General features: G+C 44.3%; 28 protein-coding genes and 1 pseudogene. 19 read left to right on the forward strand and 10 right to left on the reverse strand.

What is annotated here, in order from left to right:
• The first annotated feature begins 29 nt into the window (after positions 1-29).
• From BSAG_RS13305 to BSAG_RS13280, 6 genes are all read left to right on the forward strand, one after another.
• Entirely contained in the window at positions 30-476 is a 447-nt protein-coding gene (locus BSAG_RS13305) for a hypothetical protein (protein ID WP_008775663.1), read from the forward strand.
• Entirely contained in the window at positions 473-853 is a 381-nt protein-coding gene (locus BSAG_RS13300) for a hypothetical protein (protein WP_008771341.1), read from the forward strand. The genes BSAG_RS13305 and BSAG_RS13300 overlap by 4 nt, the downstream gene beginning before the upstream one ends.
• A gap of 20 nt (positions 854-873) precedes the next feature.
• Entirely contained in the window at positions 874-1,368 is a 495-nt protein-coding gene (locus BSAG_RS13295) for a hypothetical protein (protein WP_008775664.1), read from the forward strand.
• 83 nt (positions 1,369-1,451) lie between these two features.
• Positions 1,452-2,303 (forward strand): MarR family transcriptional regulator, encoded by an 852-nt coding sequence (locus BSAG_RS13290; RefSeq protein WP_008771343.1) that lies wholly within the window; start codon positions 1,452-1,454, stop codon positions 2,301-2,303.
• A gap of 227 nt (positions 2,304-2,530) precedes the next feature.
• A complete protein-coding gene (mobV, locus tag BSAG_RS13285; protein ID WP_008771344.1) occupies positions 2,531-3,994 on the forward strand; it encodes a MobV family relaxase in 1,464 nt (487 codons plus the stop codon).
• A gap of 54 nt (positions 3,995-4,048) precedes the next feature.
• Positions 4,049-5,545 (forward strand): OmpA family protein, encoded by a 1,497-nt coding sequence (locus BSAG_RS13280; RefSeq protein WP_008771345.1) that lies wholly within the window; start codon positions 4,049-4,051, stop codon positions 5,543-5,545.
• A 106-nt stretch (positions 5,546-5,651) separates the two neighbouring features.
• Here BSAG_RS13280 and BSAG_RS13275 read toward each other — a convergent pair whose 3' ends face one another.
• Both BSAG_RS13275 and BSAG_RS13270 read right to left on the reverse strand, forming a co-directional pair.
• A complete protein-coding gene (locus BSAG_RS13275) occupies positions 5,652-6,716 on the reverse strand; it encodes a nucleotidyl transferase AbiEii/AbiGii toxin family protein (protein ID WP_008771346.1) in 1,065 nt (354 codons plus the stop codon).
• The gene (locus BSAG_RS13270) at positions 6,713-7,351 is read right to left on the reverse strand and encodes a DUF6577 family protein (RefSeq protein WP_227035359.1); all 639 of its coding nucleotides are present in this window, start codon (positions 7,349-7,351) and stop codon (positions 6,713-6,715) included. The genes BSAG_RS13275 and BSAG_RS13270 overlap by 4 nt, the downstream gene beginning before the upstream one ends.
• Before the next feature lie 599 nt (positions 7,352-7,950).
• Between BSAG_RS13270 and BSAG_RS13265 the strand changes: the two genes are divergently transcribed.
• From BSAG_RS13265 to BSAG_RS13250, 6 genes are all read left to right on the forward strand, one after another.
• Positions 7,951-8,235, forward strand: coding sequence for an LPD11 domain-containing protein (locus tag BSAG_RS13265; RefSeq protein ID WP_008771349.1), 285 nt, complete (start codon positions 7,951-7,953; stop codon positions 8,233-8,235).
• A gap of 104 nt (positions 8,236-8,339) precedes the next feature.
• Positions 8,340-8,693, forward strand: coding sequence for a hypothetical protein (locus BSAG_RS24950; RefSeq protein ID WP_008997476.1), 354 nt, complete (start codon positions 8,340-8,342; stop codon positions 8,691-8,693).
• Between the two features lie 45 nt (positions 8,694-8,738).
• The gene (locus tag BSAG_RS13260; RefSeq protein ID WP_008771350.1) at positions 8,739-9,224 is read left to right on the forward strand and encodes a hypothetical protein; all 486 of its coding nucleotides are present in this window, start codon (positions 8,739-8,741) and stop codon (positions 9,222-9,224) included.
• 5 nt (positions 9,225-9,229) lie between these two features.
• The gene (locus BSAG_RS25630) at positions 9,230-9,421 is read left to right on the forward strand and encodes a hypothetical protein (RefSeq protein ID WP_008771351.1); all 192 of its coding nucleotides are present in this window, start codon (positions 9,230-9,232) and stop codon (positions 9,419-9,421) included.
• An 8-nt stretch (positions 9,422-9,429) separates the two neighbouring features.
• On the forward strand, positions 9,430-9,870 hold the full coding sequence (locus BSAG_RS13255) for a PcfK-like family protein (protein ID WP_008771352.1): 441 nt from the start codon (positions 9,430-9,432) through the stop codon (positions 9,868-9,870).
• Complete coding sequence (locus BSAG_RS13250; protein ID WP_008771353.1) at positions 9,867-11,132, forward strand: PcfJ domain-containing protein; 1,266 nt, start codon at positions 9,867-9,869, stop codon at positions 11,130-11,132. The genes BSAG_RS13255 and BSAG_RS13250 overlap by 4 nt, the downstream gene beginning before the upstream one ends.
• A gap of 191 nt (positions 11,133-11,323) precedes the next feature.
• Here the strand turns inward: BSAG_RS13250 and erm are convergent, their stop codons facing one another.
• Positions 11,324-12,124 carry a 23S ribosomal RNA methyltransferase Erm gene (gene erm, locus BSAG_RS13245; RefSeq protein ID WP_008771354.1) on the reverse strand — a complete coding sequence of 267 codons (801 nt, stop codon included), beginning with the start codon at positions 12,122-12,124 and terminating at the stop codon, positions 11,324-11,326.
• Between the two features lie 106 nt (positions 12,125-12,230).
• Here erm and BSAG_RS0223135 point away from each other — a divergent pair.
• The 7 genes and pseudogenes from BSAG_RS0223135 (at position 12,231) to BSAG_RS13210 (ending at position 16,139) form a co-directional block, all read left to right on the forward strand.
• Positions 12,231-13,122: pseudogene (locus tag BSAG_RS0223135) on the forward strand (IS982 family transposase).
• 837 nt (positions 13,123-13,959) lie between these two features.
• A complete protein-coding gene (locus BSAG_RS13235) occupies positions 13,960-14,271 on the forward strand; it encodes a hypothetical protein (protein WP_007850547.1) in 312 nt (103 codons plus the stop codon).
• 5 nt (positions 14,272-14,276) lie between these two features.
• Positions 14,277-14,609 (forward strand): hypothetical protein, encoded by a 333-nt coding sequence (locus tag BSAG_RS13230; RefSeq protein ID WP_008771356.1) that lies wholly within the window; start codon positions 14,277-14,279, stop codon positions 14,607-14,609.
• 48 nt (positions 14,610-14,657) lie between these two features.
• A complete protein-coding gene (locus BSAG_RS13225) occupies positions 14,658-15,020 on the forward strand; it encodes a hypothetical protein (protein WP_008771357.1) in 363 nt (120 codons plus the stop codon).
• An 11-nt stretch (positions 15,021-15,031) separates the two neighbouring features.
• Complete coding sequence (locus tag BSAG_RS13220) at positions 15,032-15,283, forward strand: hypothetical protein (RefSeq protein ID WP_008997478.1); 252 nt, start codon at positions 15,032-15,034, stop codon at positions 15,281-15,283.
• On the forward strand, positions 15,277-15,504 hold the full coding sequence (locus BSAG_RS13215; RefSeq protein WP_008771359.1) for a hypothetical protein: 228 nt from the start codon (positions 15,277-15,279) through the stop codon (positions 15,502-15,504). The genes BSAG_RS13220 and BSAG_RS13215 overlap by 7 nt, the downstream gene beginning before the upstream one ends.
• A gap of 8 nt (positions 15,505-15,512) precedes the next feature.
• The gene (locus BSAG_RS13210) at positions 15,513-16,139 is read left to right on the forward strand and encodes a hypothetical protein (protein ID WP_008771360.1); all 627 of its coding nucleotides are present in this window, start codon (positions 15,513-15,515) and stop codon (positions 16,137-16,139) included.
• A gap of 37 nt (positions 16,140-16,176) precedes the next feature.
• On the opposite strand, the gene BSAG_RS13205 is transcribed toward BSAG_RS13210, so the two are convergent.
• The 7 genes from BSAG_RS13205 to BSAG_RS26055 all read right to left on the reverse strand — a co-directional run bounded on the left by BSAG_RS13205 (position 16,177) and on the right by BSAG_RS26055 (position 23,174).
• Positions 16,177-17,007, reverse strand: a complete 831-nt coding sequence (locus BSAG_RS13205) for a phosphoribosyltransferase (protein ID WP_008771361.1) — start codon at positions 17,005-17,007, stop codon at positions 16,177-16,179.
• 49 nt (positions 17,008-17,056) lie between these two features.
• Entirely contained in the window at positions 17,057-18,130 is a 1,074-nt protein-coding gene (locus BSAG_RS13200) for a nucleotidyl transferase AbiEii/AbiGii toxin family protein (RefSeq protein WP_008771362.1), read from the reverse strand.
• Positions 18,127-18,849 carry a DUF6577 family protein gene (locus BSAG_RS13195; RefSeq protein WP_008771363.1) on the reverse strand — a complete coding sequence of 241 codons (723 nt, stop codon included), beginning with the start codon at positions 18,847-18,849 and terminating at the stop codon, positions 18,127-18,129. Before BSAG_RS13195 ends, BSAG_RS13200 begins: the two co-directional genes overlap by 4 nt.
• A gap of 200 nt (positions 18,850-19,049) precedes the next feature.
• Positions 19,050-20,762: a zincin-like metallopeptidase domain-containing protein gene (locus tag BSAG_RS13190; protein WP_008771364.1), complete on the reverse strand. Its 1,713-nt coding sequence runs from the start codon at positions 20,760-20,762 to the stop codon at positions 19,050-19,052.
• 5 nt (positions 20,763-20,767) lie between these two features.
• Positions 20,768-21,379: a hypothetical protein gene (locus BSAG_RS13185; protein ID WP_008771365.1), complete on the reverse strand. Its 612-nt coding sequence runs from the start codon at positions 21,377-21,379 to the stop codon at positions 20,768-20,770.
• A gap of 83 nt (positions 21,380-21,462) precedes the next feature.
• Positions 21,463-21,636, reverse strand: coding sequence for a hypothetical protein (locus BSAG_RS25250; RefSeq protein ID WP_008771366.1), 174 nt, complete (start codon positions 21,634-21,636; stop codon positions 21,463-21,465).
• The gene (locus tag BSAG_RS26055; RefSeq protein WP_008771367.1) at positions 21,636-23,174 is read right to left on the reverse strand and encodes a glucosaminidase domain-containing protein; all 1,539 of its coding nucleotides are present in this window, start codon (positions 23,172-23,174) and stop codon (positions 21,636-21,638) included. The genes BSAG_RS25250 and BSAG_RS26055 overlap by 1 nt, the downstream gene beginning before the upstream one ends.
• Between the last annotated feature and the right edge of the window lie 10 nt (positions 23,175-23,184).

Raw genomic sequence — 23,184 nt, forward strand, 5'->3', positions numbered from 1 at the left:
CGAACCAGAAACAAATAAATACAACAGTTATGCTACAACTTTTTTACGATGACTTTCTCTCCTTTGTGCCGCTCCAGCTTCCGCAGTTGCTGGATGTAACCACAATGGAACAGCCGCGGTTCTATGACGATTACGTCCTCCTTTCGTTTCCGCTTGCCGACCCATACGATCTGGAAGAAGTAATGGACATCTTCGAGGACGACATGGAGCTGATAACCCTTTATCATCATATTCCTTCAAGCGCAACGACATTCGGCAGCAGCACCTGTGCCTATTCCAATCCGGCTTTCGGACAGATGTTCAAGATGAACGCGAGAGTTTCTGATACCGGCAAGGTTGACCGCATTGACGTGACCATCTATGAATCCCTGGAGTTCATGTGTTCTGACATCTGCCTTGACTTGAAACTTCACGAAAAGACCGGTCATTTCAAGTACCGCAAGACCAAGGAGGAGTTGCTTGCCGAATTTATATGAGACGGACGATATACCTGCAAATGCTATACATTATCAATATGTACAGGAGTTGGATAGTCGTGGATGACGGATATGGATACAGGCAAAGTGTCGTGTTCAGACGGGGCAGGCCGGTTTCCTGCGTGTGCCGTATGCTCCGGCTCCGTTCCACTTATAAGCACAATGGCTATGAGCGTGGCACGAAATGGAGCATATCCGAATACGAGCTGGACAAGGCATTGGCAAGGTATCGTCAAAAGAATCACGAGTTAAAGGCACGGCTTAAAAAAGGAGCGTCATATCTTGAAGCCAAGGATGTGGAAGCCATTATAGAGATTGCCACCTATGGGCTGGTCAAACTGGAACTGACCGAACTGCCATTATTCAAACAATACTGATTACACAAAGGATTACGATTATGATTTGGATTATCATCGAAATGTCATTTCCGGCATTGCTCATTATACTGCCCATGTCATTGTACAGGAGCAACCGGCTTTTTATGGCAAAGTTTTACCTTAGGATGGCGGGTAGTGAGAGTGCAAGGAAACTCTATGTGCAGTGTATGCTTATCTTCCTCCTGCTATATCACTATGTCTATGCCGGCAGACACTTCGGAGAGTGGGGAGTTCTGATATCCACCATACCTTGTGCCGTTCTGTTCTCGTTCAGACGTGCCGACAGGTGGATGCACAGACTCCACGAGGATAAAAAAAGGTTCGTTATGGCAGCCTTCATCACATTGGTCATCTGCGCTGTACCACATCTGCACACCACGGCGTTCACACTCGCCTTTCTTCTTTTGGCTGCCATGTTCTATCCCTCTTGCCGTGTGTTAGCCGAATGGAAGGATGACGACACGCGCAAGCATTTGAAAGAAAATCCAAAAACAATGTCCGAACATTACTGCTGACATCATCACGCGAACCTGCCACGAATAAGTGGATAGTGGCAGGTTAATAGAATCCACATATAGTCAAATAAAAATCAAATGAAATGATGAAAGACAAGAATAGAGCCGCCAATCAGGTATTGGCAGATATGATGTTTTTCGACTACCTCAAAGAGAAAGTCGGTGAACGGAAGACAAAGACCGGTGCCTACTACGACCTGTTGGAGAAAGCAACGGCAGGTTTTATCGCTCCCTTTTTGAAGAACCACGAGTATGTGTTGCAGGCTGACCAGTGTCATGTGACCATTTCAGACCTTGCGGTGGAATGGCACTGGCACAGGGCTACCGTCAGGGCGTTCCTTGACAAACTGGAGGAGATGGGATATATTCGTCGGACAAGGTTCGCAAAGAGTGTGGTCATTACCGTGACTTTTGCGCCATTCTCCAGTGGCGAAACTCCTGCCTCTTATACCGGTCATACAGGGGCCGGACTTGCCGATGATTTGGACAAGGCTTTGTCCGAATGGATAAATGGCAGTCTGTCTGACGAAGATATGGGAGAGATTTGTGGACAGTATCATGAAGCCGGACTGAAACGGCTTGCCGATGAATCCGGCAAAGATCATTCGGGCGACAAGCCGGCAATAAAGGCAGGTGCAGAAACGGAGTTAGCCCAAGAGATTGTCGAACGTGTAGCCGTAGCCGGACTGAAACGCGCCATACGAAATTCGCGCTTCGATGATCCGACCGATTTCTTGGAGTTTTTTCACGGGGAACTGGGAGGTGACTGGACTTCACTTTTGGAGGCATCCAAGATAATCGCCAAGATGATTCTGGACGCTGGAAACGACGGCGCGCCCAATAGTTCGAGCGAAACGGATATGCTTGCCACGCTCCGACAGCCGTTCAGGGCGTTGTGGGCAAAGTACCAGGAGCGTGATTCCACCCTTTTATAGACTCCACAACCGATGTTGTAAGTCAAAAACTATTGTATAACCACGGATGAACCGTGATGCCCTACATTTGTAGGCTTGCCATTTTAAGCGTGCAGCGGTGCTTGCACGTTGACCAAACAGAGGGAAGTATGGGTAACTCAATACCCCACACGACTACGGTCGGTGGGAGTGGTTGCCGGACAAGCAGCAAGCTGGGGCAAATCGGTTGTCCGATAAAAACGGATGATATGGCTGAAAAATCATGGCAGGTGATGCACATGAACGTGATGAAAGGCATAACCACCGCGCAAAGCAACGAACACCAGCGTAACTGGACGGAAAGCGGCTGGAAACACGCCATAGACAAGGGAACTTATGACCGCCAAAGGGAACGGTTGAATTTCGAGATTGTAAAGGGCGGTAAGGTGCGACCTATAAACAAGGACAAGTCTATTCCTGAACGCATGGCTGAAAACCTTGCCGGGCGTGGGATAAAAGATCCCAATTCGGATTTGGCAGAACCGAAATTTCGCACGGTCGTGGATTTTATACTGGGCGGATCGAAGTTTCAAATGCGGCAGCTTGCTTTTGGAGACCAGGCTGTTGTGTATGGTTCCGGTAACAATACCGCCAATGCTTCGCTTCAACGAAAGCCGGAAATAGAAGAATGGGCAAAGGATATGTACCGATTCATGAGTGAAAGATTCGGTGAGGAGAATATTGTCGGGTGTTATGTACATCTTGATGAAACGACCCCGCATATGCACCTTACCTTATTGCCAATCCAAGACGGTAAGTTTGCGTTCAAAAAGATGTTTGCAGGAAAGGACAAATATGAGTTTTCTGCAAGAATGAAAATGTTACACGATGAACTCTCGCAAGTGAACGAAAAATGGCAACTGGAACGGGGACGTAATGTTTCCGAAACTGGGGCAAGACATCGAAGCACGGAGGAATACCGCCGATACCTTTCGGAAGAATGTACCAATATAGAGGAACAGGTTGTCCAACACAAAAAAGCATTGGCAGACCTTAAAGTGGAAATAAGTCTGGCAGAGCGCAGGGTGAAAGGCTTGACCTCTATGGTGGATAACCTCCGAAAAGCGAAAGCGGAAAAGGAATCCCAACTATCGGCATTGGAACGCACCCTTCAATCCCATCAGGGAGATACGGCTACCATTATAGCCGAGAGGGAACGGTTGGAAAAAGAACTGGCTTCTATCCAAACGAAATTGGAAGACAAGCAGGATAAGCTACGGACGGCTGACCAACAGCTTGAAGCCCTTAAAAGGGACATGGATGCCATTGGCGAGCGCACGGAGGAACTGAAAGGCGAAGCCTATAAATACAGTCGTGAAATCCATTCCAACGTGGATGTACTGCTCAAAGATGTGATGCTGGAAACATTGGTTGGAGAGCATTCGGCAAGAGTGGCTGAAATGGGAGCTGCGGAGCAATCCGTCTTTGACGGTTCTTTGTTGCAGAGCCTGACCGAGCAAGGGGCGGAAGTGATGCACTGCGCCACGCTCCTCTTCCTTGGTATGGTCAACGATGCCACTACATTTGCCGAAACGCATGGCGGTGGAGGAAGTAAAAGCAACCTTAAATGGGGAAAGGATGATGACGAGGATAACCGTGCGTGGGCAAGGCGTTGCATGATGATGGCAAGCAGAATGATGCGACCGGCTTCCGGCAAGAAGCAAAAGAGGTAATCGGCAGAATATGTTTTTCTGCAATGGATAACAAAACAAAATAATGCGTTGAATATGACAAAGAAAATATTTTTAATTCTGGCAGTGGCAGGTATGGGCTGTTCACTGCACATGAAAGCGGCTGTACCACCTGTGACAAAGGACACTGTACAGCTGGAGTCGTACACGGATATCGAACAGATGCTCCGGCCTTTGGATCCGACTTACCATAAGGGTGTATTCGTGACATCGCCTTGGAACGGCAACTGGTTTGTCAGTCTTCAAGGTGGTGCAAGTGCGTTCATTGGCAAACCTGTTGGTTGTGCCGACTTATTTGACAGGATAAAGCCTACTATTTTCGCATCGCTTGGCAAGTGGTTCACTCCGCAGATCGGAGCAAGAATCGGTTATGGAGGTTGGCAGTTCAAAGATTGCGAACTGGTCACAAATGACTACCATCACTTTCATGCTGACTTGATGTGGAATGTGCTTGGATATCGGTATGGCAAGGTTGAGAATCCTCGTTGGGGAATCATTCCATACATAGGATTTGGACTGATGCACAATCCGCAGAACGGACATAATCCGTTTGCCATTTCATACGGAATACAGGGACAATACCGTATCTGTAAACGGCTGTCTGCATTGTTGGAAATTGGCAATGTTTCCACATTCCAGGACTTTGATGGCTATGGCAAATCCAATCGTTTCGGAGATAATATGCTCTCCGTGTCAGCCGGCTTGTCGTTTACGATTGGAAAGACCGGCTGGAAACGTGCCGTTGATGCGAGTCCTTACATCCGGCAGAACGAGTGGCTGATTGGTTACGCTTCACAGCTATCGGAGAGTAATCGCAGATACACCGGGCAACATGACAGGGCGATGAGAACGATCAACGAATTGAAGAAGATTCTGGAAATTGAGGGCTTGCTTGATAAATATAGCAAGATGTTTGATGACCGGGAGAGTTTGGGCAATGTCTATCCGAGAAACGATTACAGCGGACTGAACTCGCTCCGAGCAAGATTGAAAAACAGGCATTGGGATGGTAAGTCTCCATTGTCCAATGACAGTTTGTTCAGTAAGTCTGAATTTGTCAATGCCATACCCAATAATGACGGTAGCGTTGTAAACGGCTTCTATGTCACAGGTGCCGATTCCCTGCTGTCTCCAGATATGAATAATGACAGCATTTCCATTTATAGCCATTCGGATTATCTCTCCTTTATAGGTTCCGGCAACGAGTGCATCGGTTCACCTGTCTATTTCTTCTTTGAACTCGGCACGGCTCAACTGACTGATAAATCCCAGTTGGTCAATCTGGATGAACTGGCGCGTGTGACAAAGAAATACGGATTATCCGTGACTGTTGCAGGTGCGGCTGACGCTGCCACCGGAACTGCCGATATAAACAATAAGTTGAGCGCATCGAGAGCCGATTATATTGCCACGGAGTTGCGCAGGCGCGGAGTGACTGTTGAAAATATAACAAAGGTCTGTCAAGGAGGTATTTCCAATTATGTACCCACTGAAGCTAACAGACATACCAAAGTCATGCTATATATGAAATAGGAAAGTGTAAGATTCTTTTTGTTCAAATTGATTAGTTAAATGTCAATTCTTTTGAAAGGAGAGCCTGTCCGTGATGGATCGGCTCTTCTGCATTATAAAAATCTCGTTATAATAACTTTTGTATTTCGCTCCAATAGAAGAACGCTTCTGCATTCGTCTTCTTTAATTTATTCAATTTGGTTGAGAGTGGAGAGTGTATCGTTACGTTGACCAATAGATTTGCTTCGGATGGATTATAGTGCTTTATCTCATTTATGCCATTACTGATAAGTTTGGCAAGATAAGCTGCCTTTGAAGCATTTGTAATAGCACTTTCCAAAGTATAGACTTCACTATGAATAAAGCCACGCACTTTTTTAATTCCATCTTGAATCAGGTCAAATTCCTCCTGATTGTCCTGCCCGCGCATTACTATACATTTGGCTGTATCATAAATGTCATCCAAAACTTTTTGAATTGCATCAGGATTCTCACCTCTGTATTGAAGTTCAACCATCGCAAACTTATTGAATGTTTCCGCTGTAACAGATAAGTCACCAACTATGTCGAAAAGCGATGCAACGTCAAATAACTGTTTACAGATTTCCATTGAACAATTCTTTTCTCCTTTGAAAAATGGGATTCCGGTCGTGTGAGGAGCAAACGCGGTTAATTTATCACCGAGCAGATCTTCTTTACTTGGCAATTTTACCATTACGGGATCTCCTTCTGTCTTTAACAAACGACTTTTAATGGGAAGTTCCACCACATTTGCATAATGAATTTCCTCGAATAATACATCCAACAGAATCTTGTCCTGACGTCCTCCTGCCGGATATGCCACCTGGTAAAAGAATTTGGCATGTTGTTTTGGTATATCGGTACGAGAGATACGTTCCACCAATTTAACCTCTCCAAAACCATATTCTTCGGAATACTTTTCCAGATAATCTTCAATCCTTGTTCCTGGAGGACAAATTATATCAATGTCGATTGAAAGTCGTTTGCCGGTATCAAGATGAAGCATTAAGGAAGATCCTCCCTTGAATAAAAAGGGACAACCGGACCGGGCTAATGCTTCCAACAACGAGAATGCACGGATTGTTTTTTCAACGAGGGCTATATCTTTTATCTTGTTGTCTTTGGCTACTTGTTCTATCCAAGATAATGTCCTGCTATCGGGATGTATCATATATTGATTGTATTGATAATTTGTTCGACTTTTTGTTTTCTGTTACGGCGTGCCGCATATCTCAACAGCCGTGGCATTTTGATTTCATAGTCCGAGAAGGCGTTTGAATATATAGTATATAATTCATTACCCTGAAGATGTTGTAGTTCCTTGTCGGATATGGCATCAACAAGCATTTTCTCCAATGTAGGAACGGGACAGCCATCAATAATATCTATTGGAGCCTCTTTGACAAGAGGACGAACAATAATCATATCACGATTTGTAATATATCGATCCGCATCTTCTTGGTTCGGATTCAAAAAAACAGGGATTGCAGATTCCATGTTTTGTAATGACATGAAAACGGATTCCATTGCCACCCTTTCAACATCTACCAATGTAGTTCTTACCGCAGGTATATGTAACATCATAGAAGCGAATATAGATGGTTGCCATATACAATAATCTATGAAAGGGAATTTTTCTTTTATATGTCTGTTGAGTGAAAGCATAAATTCGCTTGGCTCATACAAAAAATCATATTTCAAATCTTCATTTAATTTGTATTTCCCGTATGAAACTCTGATGATTTTGTTCTCTGCAAGCATCCTATTCAAAAGCACAACAAGAGAACCTTCTGATATGTTTTTCATACCAGAGCGCACCGCATTCAGCAGGTCTTTTCGTGTGAATTGCCCGTCCTGTTTTCTGGCAATATCTATTATCTGATTTACGGCAGTCATTATTGTTCTTCAATTATGTTGCGAAGTTATAACAAATTTGGCAAATATCAATGCGTCTTGCCGATTTTGTTATGCTTTTAATAAGAAAAAAGCATGAACTATATAACAACTTCGTCAAATATCGAAAGAATTTGCCGGAGTTGTTATGCTTTTCCTGTTTTACAATTCCTACTATCTATCTGCCAATTATAGCAGTTTTACTTGTCACATATAATGAACACCTCCGGCTCATCTTGCTGGCTCTATTTTCCTTTGCAAAGGTACTGCGGTGAGGGAATGCCAAGTACCGCTATGCAGGTCGTTCCGCTAATGGCTTGGTGGACTTGACGACAACTTTCCTCAATTTCCACCAAGTGTTAATTGGGTATTTCATCAACTCCTCAGCCATTTACTTGTCTTATCCTTCTGTTTCCACAGTCTCTTGGTTGCACGTAAAATTCAGATTCCGACAAGAAAGCCGATAAAAGCTTCAAAATAAGGGAGAAGAAAAAATCAAAATAAAAAAGATTATGGTAAATATGGAAACAAATTCAGATGAGAGAAAGATAATAGACAGAGTTTTACATCGTGATATGGTATTCAGGTACCAATTATTAGGTCGTTTACAAGCTGATTGCGAATACTACCTTAATTACGGCAATCGGAATATCAAACGCTTGTGGGCAGGCAATGTAAATCTGCAAATTAAACTGATGGCTGAACTTTATAATAGTTTCAAGGAAGACGAAAAACCTCAATGGCTTACAATGGATGAAATTATTGCATACGGAAAAGCAATGGCAGAGGAAGAATAAAATTGATGTATTAACGGACTGAGCTGGTATTTGGCTTCAGTCCGTTATCATCGTTTCCTTCTTTGATGGCAATGCCTTTTATAGTCCGTTTAAGTATAACCTAAATGGAACCTAATATCCTTTTTTATCCGGAAGATAATTGTCGTTACCTTTTTAATAGTGTGCCTTTGACTTTTATATTTATTGAGAATTATGAACTTTCCCCGGCTCATCTTGTCAGCTCTATTTTCCTCTGCAAAGGTACTGCGGCGAGGGAACGCCAAGTACCGTTCCACCGATCGGCTCCACTAATGCCTTATGGATTTGACGACAGCTTTCCGCAATTTCCGGCAGGCGTAAATTGGGTATTTCATCAACTCCTCAGCCATTTACTTGTCTTATCCCTCTGTTTCCACAGTCTCTTGGTTGCACGTAAAATTCAGATCCCGACAAGAAAGCCGATAAAGACTTCAAAATAAGGGAAAAGAAAAAGACAAAAGTTCAACGATTAAAACAGACTGATTATGCACAGCAAGATTTTTCAAATCACGGAAACAAGAGTTGACAGGGACAACTACTTGAACGAGGACACCCTTGAACAAGGGGACGGACACTATTACGACTATTGTTCGGAGATAGACGAGGAAGAACGCAAATTCCATATTGCCAATCTGATAGAAAAGGCATTGCCAAAAGGGATGTTCACTCTTGTGGCAGAAAACACAATCCGATACAATGGCGGTGCGGACAAGTGGAAAAAGGAATTTGTTACAGCCATCCAAGAAAAGGCACAAGCCGTTACCGTTGAAAACTGCATGATGTGGATTGGAGCGGTGTACCAGCTTGAAAAATTTCTCAAAAATCCACTTGACCTCGGTTATCAGTTCTATATGGACGAGTATGGCGTTAATGGCTATGCCGAACAATCGTACTCGTTTTTACAGACGGTCAGCCAGTTTGAGCCGGGAAAACTACTTTACATCGGTGGAGTTATTGACTATCATTTCTAAACACTATGAGGACAAGACGAATGACAAAGGAACAAGGACAGCGGTGCAATATCAGCCGATTTCCCAATTTCCACCACACAGGCAGTATCAAAGGAATGAAACGGATGTACTACGGAAACCAAGCACTTTTGGTAAGGTGCGGAGCGTACATATACAATGTTTCAAGTGAACCAAGTATCTATTATCAAGCAAAATAACAGACATTATGAAAGGAACAGAACATTTCAAGCAGGCAATTAAGGCATATCTGGACGAAAGAGCCAAGACCGATGAACTCTTTGCAGTGTCGTATGCCAAAGAGAACAAGAATTTGGACGATTGCGTGACATTCATACTCAACCAGGCAATGGCAATCTGTAAAGAGGGCGGTTGCGGTATGACCGATGACGAGGTTTATTCGCTTGGAGTACATTACTATGATGAAGATGATATAGAAGTGGGTAAGGCGGTCAACTGCGGAGTGATAGTCAACCATAGAGTAGAACTATCTCCCGAAGAACAAGCCGAAGCGAGGGAGAATGCACTCAAAGCCTACCAAAACGAGGAACTGCGTAAAATCCAACAGCGAAACAGCAAACCGAAACCGACCCCGAAAGCGGTCAGACAAGAACCCGAACAACCAACATTATTTGATTTAGGACTATGAGAGCGAAAACGAGATTACAGCATAAGGTAGTAACCGCCAACGGACGGTTACTGCCACAGACAAAGAAGCAGGAGTTATGGGCATTTCGTCAATGTATCAGCCATTACGCATACCGCACAAAAAACGGAGGAACGACCTGTATGGATTGCGGTTATCAATGGAACGAGAGTAACAAAAAGGTGTGCCGTTGCCCACATTGCGGTGCAAGACTGGAGATACTGGACACCAAGTGCAGGACATTCAAGGACAAAGCGTATTATTCCACGCTTGCCACACAGGACGGTTTACAGGTACAGCGTGTATTTCTTATGAACGCAAACTTCCGTAAAGGCAAGAAAGCGGAGTATTATTCTATGGAGATTGCACGCTATTGGGTGGACGATAACGGCAAGACGGAGATAACGGCATTGAAACGCACACTCGGACATTATGCGGACACTTTTGTTTTGGACGGCTGTCTGGAGTTACGGAGAGACAACTATGTGTATAGACGGATTGCCGATTGCAAGGTCTATCCATATTATTCTGCCACTCCAAAGTTAAGACGCAACGGATTGCAAGGCTCATTGGCTGACATCGAACCGACACGGCTTATCGAAGCCTTGTTGACAGACAGCAGAGCCGAAACGATGTTCAAGGCAGGCAGGAAAACCGATTTGAACTACTTCCTGCAACATTCAATGTACTTTGATTTGTATTGGAACACTTACAAGATAGTTTTACGCAATGGCTATCATATAGCAGATATTTCTCTTTGGACAGATTACATCCGCTTACTTGAAAGGTGTGGCAAGGATATTCACAATGCCCACTATGTCTGTCCATTAGACTTGAAAGCTGAACACGACCGCTATCAGGAACGGGCAAGGATTATTCAAGAACGGGAGGAGCGTGAGAAACAAAGGAAAAAGGCAAAGGAGAACGAGGAGCGTTTTAAAGAATTGAAAAGCAAATTCTTCGGACTGTCATTCACGGACGGACTGATTGTAGTCAGCGTGTTGGAAAGCGTGGATGATTATTACAAGGAGGGGAACGCCCTGCATCATTGTGTCGGACAATGCGAATATTATCTCAAACCGCAGTCGTTGGTATTTTCAGTCCGAATTGAAAACCAGCGTATTGAAACCATTGAATTGAGCCTTGAAACATTCAAGGTATTGCAGTCAAGAGGGCTTTGCAATAAGGCTACGGAATACCACGACCGAATTATTCGGCTTGTTCAGAAGAACGCCCGGCAAATCCGTAAGCGAATGACCGCATAATCTGTTCTGTTCTTTTCGTCAGCCACTTGTTACGACACACATTGTAGCAGGTGGCTTTATGCGTGGCTACGGTAACTTGCTGTTTACCGTAGTGATTTCTGTTATACAAGACTTAAATGCTAACTGTTGTGCATCAGCTTGAAGAACGAACTCCGAACTAGAAAATCTAACTTTAACAAGATAGGATTAGGTTATGACGGATGAAATTTTTCGGGGACAACTTCCAGCATTTCCAAAAAACAGTTTTTCCATTGACTTGGCGACAAACATACAATTTGTGCATTAAGGTTTATTCCGAACTTTTCCGAAATTGACCTGACCTGACTTTTTCTGAAAATTGACTTTAGGGCTGTTCTAACAGATAAATCAGGTTTCTGTAAAAGACAGGAAATAAACGCTAAATATTTGACTTTAAGTTCAAAATCAATAGACGACTGTTTTCTTTTAATTTTTAACAGAGCTGACTTGACAGTTGGCGGTGGCAAAAAACTTCCGGGACTTATCTCGTACAGGAACTCCAAATCATAAAAAGTATGATAAAACACCGTATATGGATTATAAACCTTACTTGAAACCAACTTTTTTGCAGGCTCTGACTGAAGGACAATGGAACCTCCCAAAAAAAGTTCGACATTATCAAACATCAAAATCCTGAAAATATCGGAAGTAATGCCATAAGGAATATTTGACACTACCTTAAAAGGTAACAGCGGAACTGTAAATTTTCTAAAATCACACCCAACAACCTGAACGTTTTGGGCATTATTAAACCTCTTACACAAATGCTTGTATAAGACCAAGTCGTTTTCAATGGCAACAACTTTGTTCACATTTTTCAGCAGGTGGACAGTAATAAAACCTTTGCCCGCACCAATATCCAAAACTGTATCTTGTTGAGTTATATTTGCTTGTTTTATTGCATCTTTTATTAGCACTTTGTCAATAGTAAAGTGCTGACCCGTGAAACGAACGGGCAATTTCTTTTTTGTCATTAATTAACGTCAGTTCGGTGAAATTAAGTTGTTGATTATTAGTAAAATAGCAATATATTTTGTAAATTTGAAATCACTACAAATCAACTTCACAAAATACATTGCTATGATCTCAAGAGACAAAATTACTGAAATTTTCTGTATGGCCGATGACTTTTGCAAACTTTATGACCGATTCATCAAGGCAAACGGTCTTGCACCTAAGCGAGACAAGTCCAAACGCAAGTATCATCGCGACTCGAGAATGTCCTCTGCGGAGATCATAACCATAATGATTTTGTTCCACCTGAGCGGATATAAATGTTTCAAGCATTTCTATATCAATGAAGTTAAAGAACATATGACTGACATGTTTCCAAAGACAGTGGCATACAATCGATTTACTGAACTTGAAAGGACAGTTGTAATCCCGTTCATTCTCTTTGTGAAGAGATGCTGTATGGGGAAATGCACCGGGATCAGCTTTGTCGACAGCACATTGCTTCGCGTATGCAGGAACCAACGTATTCATATGCACAAGGTCTTTAAAGGTATAGCTCAACGGGGGCTGTGTTCGATGGGATGGTTCTATGGCTTCAAACTTCATCTGATATGCAATGAGATGGGGGAACTGTTAAGCTTTAAAGAACAAGACTTTCGTTGAACAGTTGTTTGGAAAGTTGGCCGGCGACAAAGGGTACATATCCAAGGACATCTTCTCAAAGTTGTTTGTCGATGGTATTCAGCTTATTACAAAACTGAGAAATAATATGAAGGGACAGATAATGACGCTTAGTGACAAGATACTTCTCCGTAAAAGGGCCATCATCGAGACCATCAATGACGAACTTAAGAACATAGCCCAGATTGAACATTCGCGTCACCGATCCGTTACCGGATTCACTGTCAACCTTATGGCCGGGCTTGCGGCATACTCATTCTTCCCAAAGAAGCCGATGATTGCAGTAGAGAGGGTTGAATCAGAAGAAAACGGACTTATTCAGCTGTCACTCTTTTAGTTATAATTCATCGAACTCACGTTAATTACTTCTTACAGGTGAATACTTGAATTCAAATCGTGGAGAAGTGAATAGGCAGTATTACCCGACAGAGCAACTACGACAAAGCAATGCTATCAAAAAAAAGACAGCACACACAAAGCATAGACTGATTGTCTTGACCTAAAAGATTGATTGGAATTTATTCAGGACTGCCTATCACTTAGATAGAAGTCCAAGGTCTGCTGAAATACATAATTCAAAAATTGAAATTGCTTGACTGCAAAGATATTAACTTTATCTGATAAATTAGTAAAAAAAGAAAGCCGAATGCACAACAAGGTGTATAAGCAATAGCGGGGAAAGTGCCAAACTCAAAGTTTCTTCCTTTTAGCTATCTTTGTGCCTAACCGAACAGTAAGTGCATAAAATCCGCTACTGCTCATACACTTGACCGTTATAATGTACTGCATATATATCCTTTTGTATAATGTCGGCAACAAATAAAAACTATTGCCGAATTTATATCCTAAAACCTTTATAGGATAATCTCCCATTATAGTCATCGGAGGATTCTCCTTAGAGCCGGCCATCACGCCACACGGCATTGTTTTATCGTGCAAAGGTACTATGGAGGTAGAATGCCAAGTACCGCCTGCGCTAACAATTCAGTGGACTTAACGACAGCTTTCCACGAATGTGCCATTAGTGGTATTTCATTAACTCCCTGTTTATTTACTTGTCTTATCTCCCTTACCCCATAGTCTTTAACGCACATAAAACATATCCCGGTGGCGAAGTTTAACAGCTTCAAGCAAAGGGAAAAGAAAAAATGTTCAACATCAAAATTCATTAGAAATGGAGTACAACAATCAATTATCGGAGAATGACAAACGATTTGCGGACGAGTTCTCAAACTATGTGAACGGCAAAATGGCTTCACCCCGAAAGGTGGGCAAGGCATTGGCAGACGACCACCGCTATTTGGTAAACGAGAAAGCCAAACTGATGTTCTACTTTATGGAGCAGTTGGCGGAGAACTGGCACAAGGGAAGATATGACCAGCGTAACGAATGGGCGTGCCGTCTGGCAGCGGAAGCCATAGACCATTTGGCAGAGAACGACCTCTATCATTTGCCCGAAGAGTATTACGAAAACCATAAACAATAATGAATATGCAAGCACTTCAAATCGCCATCCCAAGATGGAACATAACAGAGTTGAACGGTTATGAGCCGATAACCACCTTTTGGCAGGATTTCTCCATTGCCGACAAGTTCGGGAACAATGCCATAGCCGACACATACAGGCGAGCCAAGTCCGAATGGAAAGACAACTACAAGTATTGGACGGAACTTTGCCTTGTCCTCAATCACAAGATATGGCAGTGGCACGAGCGAGACAATCAAAGAGCCATTCTCTATGACAAACTGTGGAGGGAAGCGGATGCAATGACCGCTGAATGGTCGGACGAGGAACAGGAATATTATTTTGAGATAACGGATTAAATCAACCAGTGGGGAGATTGGAGAGGTCTCCCCACAAAAACAAAGAGTATGACTACCCAAGAACAGATACGGAAAGTAACGGACATTGCCCAAGAAAAAGGCTGGAGCATAAGCGTTGAAGACGAAAACAAGACAAGCATACAATTTGAGTTTCAACGCTATACCAAATACGGGCAGGACTTCAATTTCAATGCCGATATGCAGGATGAAGACATCGACACGCTTATTGCCGGTATGAAGCGATATTACGAGGACTTTGACCCGGATTATGAAGCCTATTTATGGATTGGCGATGACGGGCACGGCAAGAATGGCGCACCTTATCACATTAAGGATATTGTAGCGGATATGGAAGAAGTCGAAGAAAAGATATACGAGTTGCTACAAGCACTTGAAGTTGAATTTATCTAATGGCTACAACTATGACTTTATCGGACAAATCATATTACAGAAGACTTTGCAGGAACATCCTTGCAGACCGCTTTAACTGGCGAAAATACTGCACACCGAGCCTTTATTTTGGCAGGGAAATTTGTGTAACACCGCTTCATTGTTCCTACGGACAAATCGGCTACACCATCAATTTCCCCTATACCAATGCACCGGAAGTGGAGTATGATTGGGAAATGAACAAACTTACGATTGATGATGAAAATTGGAAATTGGTATGTTAGACGAAATCAGACAAAACGGCAAAACAGTGTTGTCAGGAGAGGATGGGTTTTCAATACCTATGTTTTTCAACAACTTGTGCGGCAAAAAAATTTCAGGCGAGAAGTACCGGGATTATATCAGATACATAGCCTTCGGAGAAATGGGTTTCAAGCCCGGAGAAATCATGCTTTACCGCAATGGTACACTGGTAAGGACTGGTAAAATAAATATTGAAAAATAGATACGGATATGGGAACGACAACTATTCATCCTGCGGAGAGCTATCTTCGCAACGAAACCAATCCTTCGTCTCTATATGTGAGGATTGCAGGAAAACGCAGACGCTTGTTCATTAATCGGGACAGGGGTGTTATTGGCATTATCGCGCCCGGCAAAAGGACAAAAGATTATGCATTCACAGATTGGTCAAGCATCGAGCAGATATACTATCCCTCGCAAGAACAGGAGGCGAATACGGACAGGAAACTCATTCTGAAATATCAGAAACTTGCCCGGCTTGCCACACATACAAACGCCTGGCTTCGTGACATCGCAAATGCGGATTTGGATAAATCCCTTTACGAGAACCATATCACGACAGGAACACGCATTGACGGCAAATGTATCGGGCTTGCCACTATCGAAAAATATTGTGGAACGGCATCTATGCAGCGTTTCAGAGAGGCAATGAAGAACAAAGAGAGTTTTTCCACTTGTCGCTTTGATTTTTGCGGTTATGACGGAACGCTTTGGTGTGAGCCACGGGACAATGGCGATATGTCGGCAGGCTTCAGCAAAGAATACCGGAATTGTGGCAACGGCTATTACTATCTGCTTATCAACGATGAATACGTGATAGGCTATGATATTGACTGACTATATAGCTACAACAATCCAACCGCAAAGAAAGAGACTAATTTGATTTGGAAAAGCGGGTAATATAGTCACCCCACACCTCCAATTTGACAATCAGCGGATGCGGCATAGTGATAGTCTTGCCATAGAAAATGGCAGCTACCACCTTGCCACCGCACCGTTCTATCTCCTCCTTGTAGTCGGTCATACTTTGCCCGGTAGTCAGTACATCGTCAACAATAATAACATCTTTCCCTTTTATATCTCCTGTGATTCGGTAATTCCGTTCAAGTATTCGATTCTCATAACCTTTGGCTTCATGCAAACTTTCACGTGGCTCGAACACATCAACATCATATAGTCCTGATGTCAGATTCGGACAATGGGTACAGACATACCAGTTCAAACGCTTGAATCGCTGGATATATTTGAACTCATCGCTACAAGGCATGAACATGATATGAAAATGGTGGTCATCCATTTGTAAGGCGTTCATGCAAGATTTGAAAAACTCAATGCCGTGTATTTTTCCCTCCTTAAACTCATAGATGGAATGGCAGAACGCCTGCTGATCATCGTTGAGAAACGGTTTGTACCGGGATGGATAATATTGCCCATAGAATACTACTCTTGTACCGTGCAATTTGAATGGTTTGAGTGGTGGCTGTTCTTTGAATAAATCCGGATGTAAACAATAGAACATACGACAAGCATCCCGATGACCGGCTCTTACCGCCAAACGGCATAAACGGTCACGTTCATCCTCCTTCTCGGTCTTTTGCGCAGCTAAAAACGCCGTTTCTCCGGCTTTCCGCCGCCAATATCCAACGATATACCATAGGACACTGATAACACCGAGCAGGATTACAAATACCAGCCTTTCGTGCATCTTGACCGTGAATTATGCGCGGAATAGCCTTCGTGCTGTTTGCAAAAAATCATACTTCCAACAGTTCACTCGTCTTTGCCCAATAATAGAAGGCTTCCGGTAGATTGCTTTTCAACTTGTTCAGTTTGTTGGTCAGCGAAGGTCGAATAACCAAATCCTTGATGTCAACCGGATTGTTTGAATAGCGTTCCACTTCTGTGACTCCCTTTTCAATCAGCGTGGCTAAATAAGCCGCCCGTGCCGCATCAATAATAGCATTGTCTATCAGATACCGTTGTTTGTACATAAATGACTTTACACGGATGATTCCGTCTTGTATCAAGTTGAAATCACCTTCTCCGAATTTACCCCGTGTGGAGATACAGAGTGCCGTTTGACGGATGTCATTGAAGACCTGTCCGATATCCGTTCCCAAAGACCGGTACGAGAGTTCGACTACCGCAATCTTGCGGAAAGCCTCTGCGGTAATCTGCAATCCTGAAACATTTTCAAACAACCGCCCCACGTCATAAAGTTGCTTGGCTATCTCCATCGAACAAGATCTGCCGTTCTTGTAATAAGGTATTCCGGTAGTGTTGGGAGCGAAAGCTGTCAGTTTATCCCCTAAAATATCTTCTGCGGACGGAACAGTCACCATTAATGGTTCTCCCTCCAGCCGTATGAACGGGCAATCAATGGCTATTTGCCGGGTTTGGAAATAATGAATGTCCTCGTACAGTACATCCAGCAGGATATAGGATTGGGCGTCCGTGTCGTTCCGGTAAGCTATCTGATAGAAAAACTTGGAATGGCTTTTAGGTATGTCCGCATCGTCCCTTTGCTTGCGCTCTACGAGTTCCAGATTGATAAAGCCAAAATCGGCAAACGATTTCAGATAGTCCTCTATATTGGTTCCGGGAGGACAGATGACATCAATGTCGATTGACAGACGATGGGCAGATTTCCCAAGGATGAGCATAAGTGCTGTGCCACCCTTGAAGACGAGAGGACACCCGGCTTTAACCAACATTTCAAGCAGGGATAAGGCACGGATTACTTTCTCTATGAGGTTCTTGTCATTGTAGTGCAGTTCGGATGCAACCTGTTCAATCCATTCTGTCGTAAAACACTCTTTCTTTATCATTGTATGTTTAAGTTTTCTAAAATCGACGATAATTCTTTCTTCACTTTACGCCTGTCGGCATACCTGAAAAGCCTGTTCCTGTTGATTGTGTACAGGTTAAAGGCGTTTTCTATGATACGGTCACTCTCACTGCCTTGCAGGTAGAAAAAGTCCGTATCTCTCAATATATCCACTAACAGTTTTTCCAACGTGGGCATAGGCACGCCGGATACTTCTTGCAAGGGAGCTTCCGAAACAAGGTTTTTCACGAAAATGACACGGCTGTCCATATCCACATATCGGTATATCATATTTTTGTCCGGTCGTAGGTAAACATTGTGGTTCTTGTCTTTCAGAAAATTGAAAACGGTTTCTGCCGAGTCCCTGTCCGTTTCCACGTAGATGATGCGGTTGGATGAAAGGTGATGTTGCAAAGGGGCTATGATGTCCCCTTGATAAACACAGAATTTCGCAAACGGAAAATCCGATTGCAACAAACCGTAAACCTCCTTCACTTCCTCTATCGGTTGGGGTGAAAAGACCTGTTTCATCACTTTGGCATACGTTCCCCGCCCAGTTCTGACCAGTACATTTTCATTCACGAGCTTGAACAGATACCAGGACAAAGAAGACTTTTTGATGCCTGTCTTCTCTTGTAGATAAGCAAACAAATCTCCTAAACTAAAGTCATGATGAACTTCAGCATAGTCAAGTATGAATGTTGTCGTCTCGTTGCTCATGTGATTATTATTCCTTTCTTCGACTGCAAAGGTAACAAATTTTCGGCACTAATTCAGAATAGTGCCGATATTTTGCGACTAATTAAGGTGAAAAATCTCTCTTTTTTGTGTAAGTAGGACTTATCAGTGGGACTAAACCAATTCAGCCGCAGAGAGGGCGACTCTCTACGGCTGAACAGAACAGATAGCAGACTTTATACTCAGCGGTGCATCCCGCCACTGTATTCCACCTCCTCTTTTTGATATTGCTCCATTTCATTCAGCTTTTCATTGACGGATTGGAGATTGGAATCGAGCGAATTGTCGTGGTCGTATGGAAAACTGTGACTGACGGCAATCCCGGCATTGGTCGCCGTGCCGACATCAAGGGTGTCGGCATCCCTGTTATACCCGATATGGAGAATATCTCCGTTTGGCATTTCAAGGACAGGAGTACGCTGCCTTGTCATCGCAGAGAACTGCTCGGCCGCCATGTCTTTGGCAACCTCTTTTATGTCACTGCTTGCCAGCCGGACACCATACCGTGTGATATGGTCACGGATTTCCTGCTCAGAGTATTTCAGCATCACCTCGTAAGTTCCTCCCACGCTGTTGTTATAGATCACGGCAAAATCCTTGTCTTCTATCAGCAGATCATCACCCTTGTTCTGGCGAGGAGAGACAAAGGTATATTGCTCGTTGATTCCATTGCCGTCATAATACTCCTTGGCAAGCCGGAGTAATCCCTCATAATCGCCTTTCTCCCGAAGCGCATCCAGTCGTGAGGTGTCATCGGTGGATTGCAGATAGGCTACGGAAGAGTAGAACACCTTTCCTTCGGGTACGGACTGTTTGATCTCATTCCGCTGTCCGTTATCATGCTGCACCTTGCTTTTCTGTTCCAGTTCCTGCACTATTTTATCCACATTCTGCGTAACGAGCGAGGTAGCCCTTTTTACATCCAGAAGTGTGGTCTTGATAAACTGGGGCGATTCCTTCAAGTGGTCCAGCCAGGATTTCAGATAAGCGCAGCTCTCTTCTTTCAATGCCTTGCTCATGCCGTAACGCTGTGCCACCAATGCGCTGCCTAATTCTGCCACCAGTTCCTCACGTGCGTATTCGTCCGAACCGAAACCGGACGGTTTGATACGGTCGAGTTGCCCCTCGATGCCCGTACTGTGGGTCATCTCATGCCAAAGAGTACCATAATAGGATTCGCCGTCCTTGAACTGGGATTTTTCGGGAACCACAATCTCGTTCTTGGAAATGGAAAAGTATGCCTTGTCCTGGTGCATCGGCTTTATCGGGCAAATCCAGCGGTTATCACGGATCATCACATCCATCGGTTCAAAAGACATCTTCTCGCTTTCATCCAACTTTACGGCATCCCCATTCGCCAACTTGCTCCAAAGTTCCGGACGGGCTTCCTGAAGATTGGTTTGGGCTACATTGAATACCCGGAAGACCTGCATCTTCGGATATACATTGTACATCTTCTTCTCTTCATCGGAGAGTTTCTTAAAATCGTCATACTTGATCTTCTCCTTGGTCTCCTTGTGGATGCAGGTAAAGGTAGTGAGCATCACGGGGAAGGATTTTTCGCCCTTGTTCACTGACACCCTCGGCAGTTCCACGCCCTCCTTTGCCTGCTTTTCGGACGGTTTGTTCATCCGTTGCACGCAGTCAAAGGTGCAGAAACGCGGTATCTTGTAGCCCTCGTTCTCGCAATGAAGAAGCAACATCAGCGCGTTCATCCCATTATACTCACGTCCGGACAGATTCTTCGGCCACCCCAGGCTACCCTCGGTAATCCACGGTTTCGTCCAGTCCTTGCTGATGGTCTCGATACGCTCGATCATCATTTCCGCAAAGAGGTCAAGAGCCTTGTCCTCCGCGGACGGGCCGTCATTGCTGTTTTTCCTGTAACCGGCCATGGCTGTCAGTTGTTAGGGTTATACGGCTGTTTCACATATTCCGACATTTCCGATACCTTGCAGGTAATGTTCAGCTTGTCGTTATAGACGGACAGTTCCAGTTCACCTTTGGCCTCGATGCCGGTCTGCGGTTGCAGCCACTCCTCACGTTTACGGTCAAAGCCTAAGAAGCGTACCCACAGGTACTCGAAGCCGTCATTGACCTTTTCCGCAGAAAATGCGGAGAACTGCAAGAAATTCTTGCCTTTCTTGTCTGTCTTCTCTTCGATGTTCTTGCCTGTCTTTCCACGGAAGAGCATTTCGCCCTTGATGGAATCCTCGTTTGAAGCCACGGTAAGGTTAACCGATGAAGCCGACAGATTGAAATAGAGGTTGTCTCCACGCTTCTTGAAAGTCAACACACCGGAAATTTCCACTCTCTTGCCTACGGTATAGTCAGCCCGATTGTACTCCTCTCCATCCTTGGCGACAGAGATTTCCACTGTTTTGTCGATACCGTTTCTTGCTGGAATCACGCAATTTACGGCAAATGCCGTGAAAGCCTTGTTCTCATTGTTGGTGCGCACTACAGCCGCCTTGCTGATGGTTCCGCACACTGTTACGTTACACTTAATCATATTGCTTGTAGTTTTATTTTAACCAAGACCATTTGACCGGAATATCCTATTAAATGTGAACTACCCGCATATACGTTCCGTCTTTAATCGGGCGCACGGATTTTAATCCAGACTATCCCTGACGCAATGACAACCTGCACACCCACAATCACGAGTGTCACCACCAGACCGAACAGCCGGTAGCATACAAGGGTATGCAGTCCTGCAAGGGACAGTCCGACAAACAACAATCCTATTTCCATCATCACGCTTTTCATTATCTTCTGATTTGCTCGTTCTGGCCCTGTTGCTCTGACATTCCCTGCTCGAAGTTCTGGGATGCCTGTTGTGACAACACAATGGCATTGACCATTCCTGCCACTCGCATACGCTTGCTTTCCTCCGTAAGTCCCGGATTGTTCAAGGTGGCGGACAGCCGGCTCAATTCAACGGTACTGAGTTCCCGTGAGACTTGCACGATACCGTTGTCTGCCTGCAATACGGCTTTGTTGTTCTCTCCGATGACAAGGGCACAACTTTTCATGTGGGGCAACAATGAAGTCAGTTCCACCTTCCGGCTACCTGCCATTTCAGAAATGGCTTCTTTCTGTTCCTCTTCGTTCTTGTTGTCAATGACTACCGCCAGCATCATCAGCGAGGAAAAGGCTTTGACCACCATATCCATAATCGGGTCATTCGTTCCTGAAAGTCCGACACCGCTGTCTTCCGAGGATAACAGTTTCTTCATCCACTCTTCAGGACTTTGTGATTTTGTTTCCTGGGGAGTGGCAGTAACCTCCGTTTTGTATTTAGCCAACAGGTCGTTGCCATTATGCAAGGCTTGCAACTTGATGTTTCCCTTTTGGGCAATGTCTGCCAGATAGATTGCGGGATCAATGTCTCGTTTTTGTCCGTCAGCGGTAATCTGTGCCACTCCGAAATGCAGGTGTTCGCCGGTAGTCCGTGTCCCGGTATTCCCTGAAACACCGAGTCTCTGTCCGGCTTGCACCATATCACCCACCTTGACATCAACAGAGGACAGGTGCATATAAGTGTTCTGTATCTTGCTTCCGTCAGCCCTCTCGTATTCAATGGTTACGGACTTGCCTCCGGCGGTTTTGGCATTTTGGTTTACTGCCACCACTTTGCCGTTATTCTCGGTAGCCAACACCGCATCGCCCTTACAGCGGATGTCTATACCCTTGTGCATTTGCAGCTTGTCAGCATTCATGGGGTCGGTACGCATTCCGAACGGTGAAGTGACAAACAGGAACTCTTCGCGCTCGACCGGGAATGAATAGGTGTTTGTCGTAACCGCTTGCCCGGTTTCTGTTTCCAATCCTTTTGCCTTCATTTCTGCCATGACCATCCGGTCATACTGCTGTAGCCCGTTTGCTTCAATGATTTTTTGCAGACTTTGGGCATAATTGCCGCCACTTGCATACCCGGCCTTGGCAAGTCCTTTCGTCCAACCCTTGTAATCGTCAGGAGACAGGTCAAAACATTCCGCGTACCGTTTGTTCTCTACAAGGAATTTGGAATGATGCTCGTAAGAATCGCCCACGCTGTCGTAGCTGCAAAACTTCTCGTTGGGCTTGTCATCGGTGTAAATGCCGTATTTGCCACCTTGCGCAATCCACCCCGGAGTGGCTTTGATACCAAAATGGTTGTTCTCGTTCAGGGCCATATGGCTTTGCCCGTTGCTGCTCTCCAGTATGCCCTGTGCCAAGGTCACTGAAGCCGGGATGCCGTATTTGCGCATCTGTTCCATCGCAAACTCGGCGTATTTCTCCACATATTCTTTATTCTTGCTCATTGCTTTGTCT

It is taken from the genome of Bacteroides sp. D1, assembly GCF_000157095.2.
Lineage (GTDB): Bacteria > Bacteroidota > Bacteroidia > Bacteroidales > Bacteroidaceae > Bacteroides > Bacteroides xylanisolvens.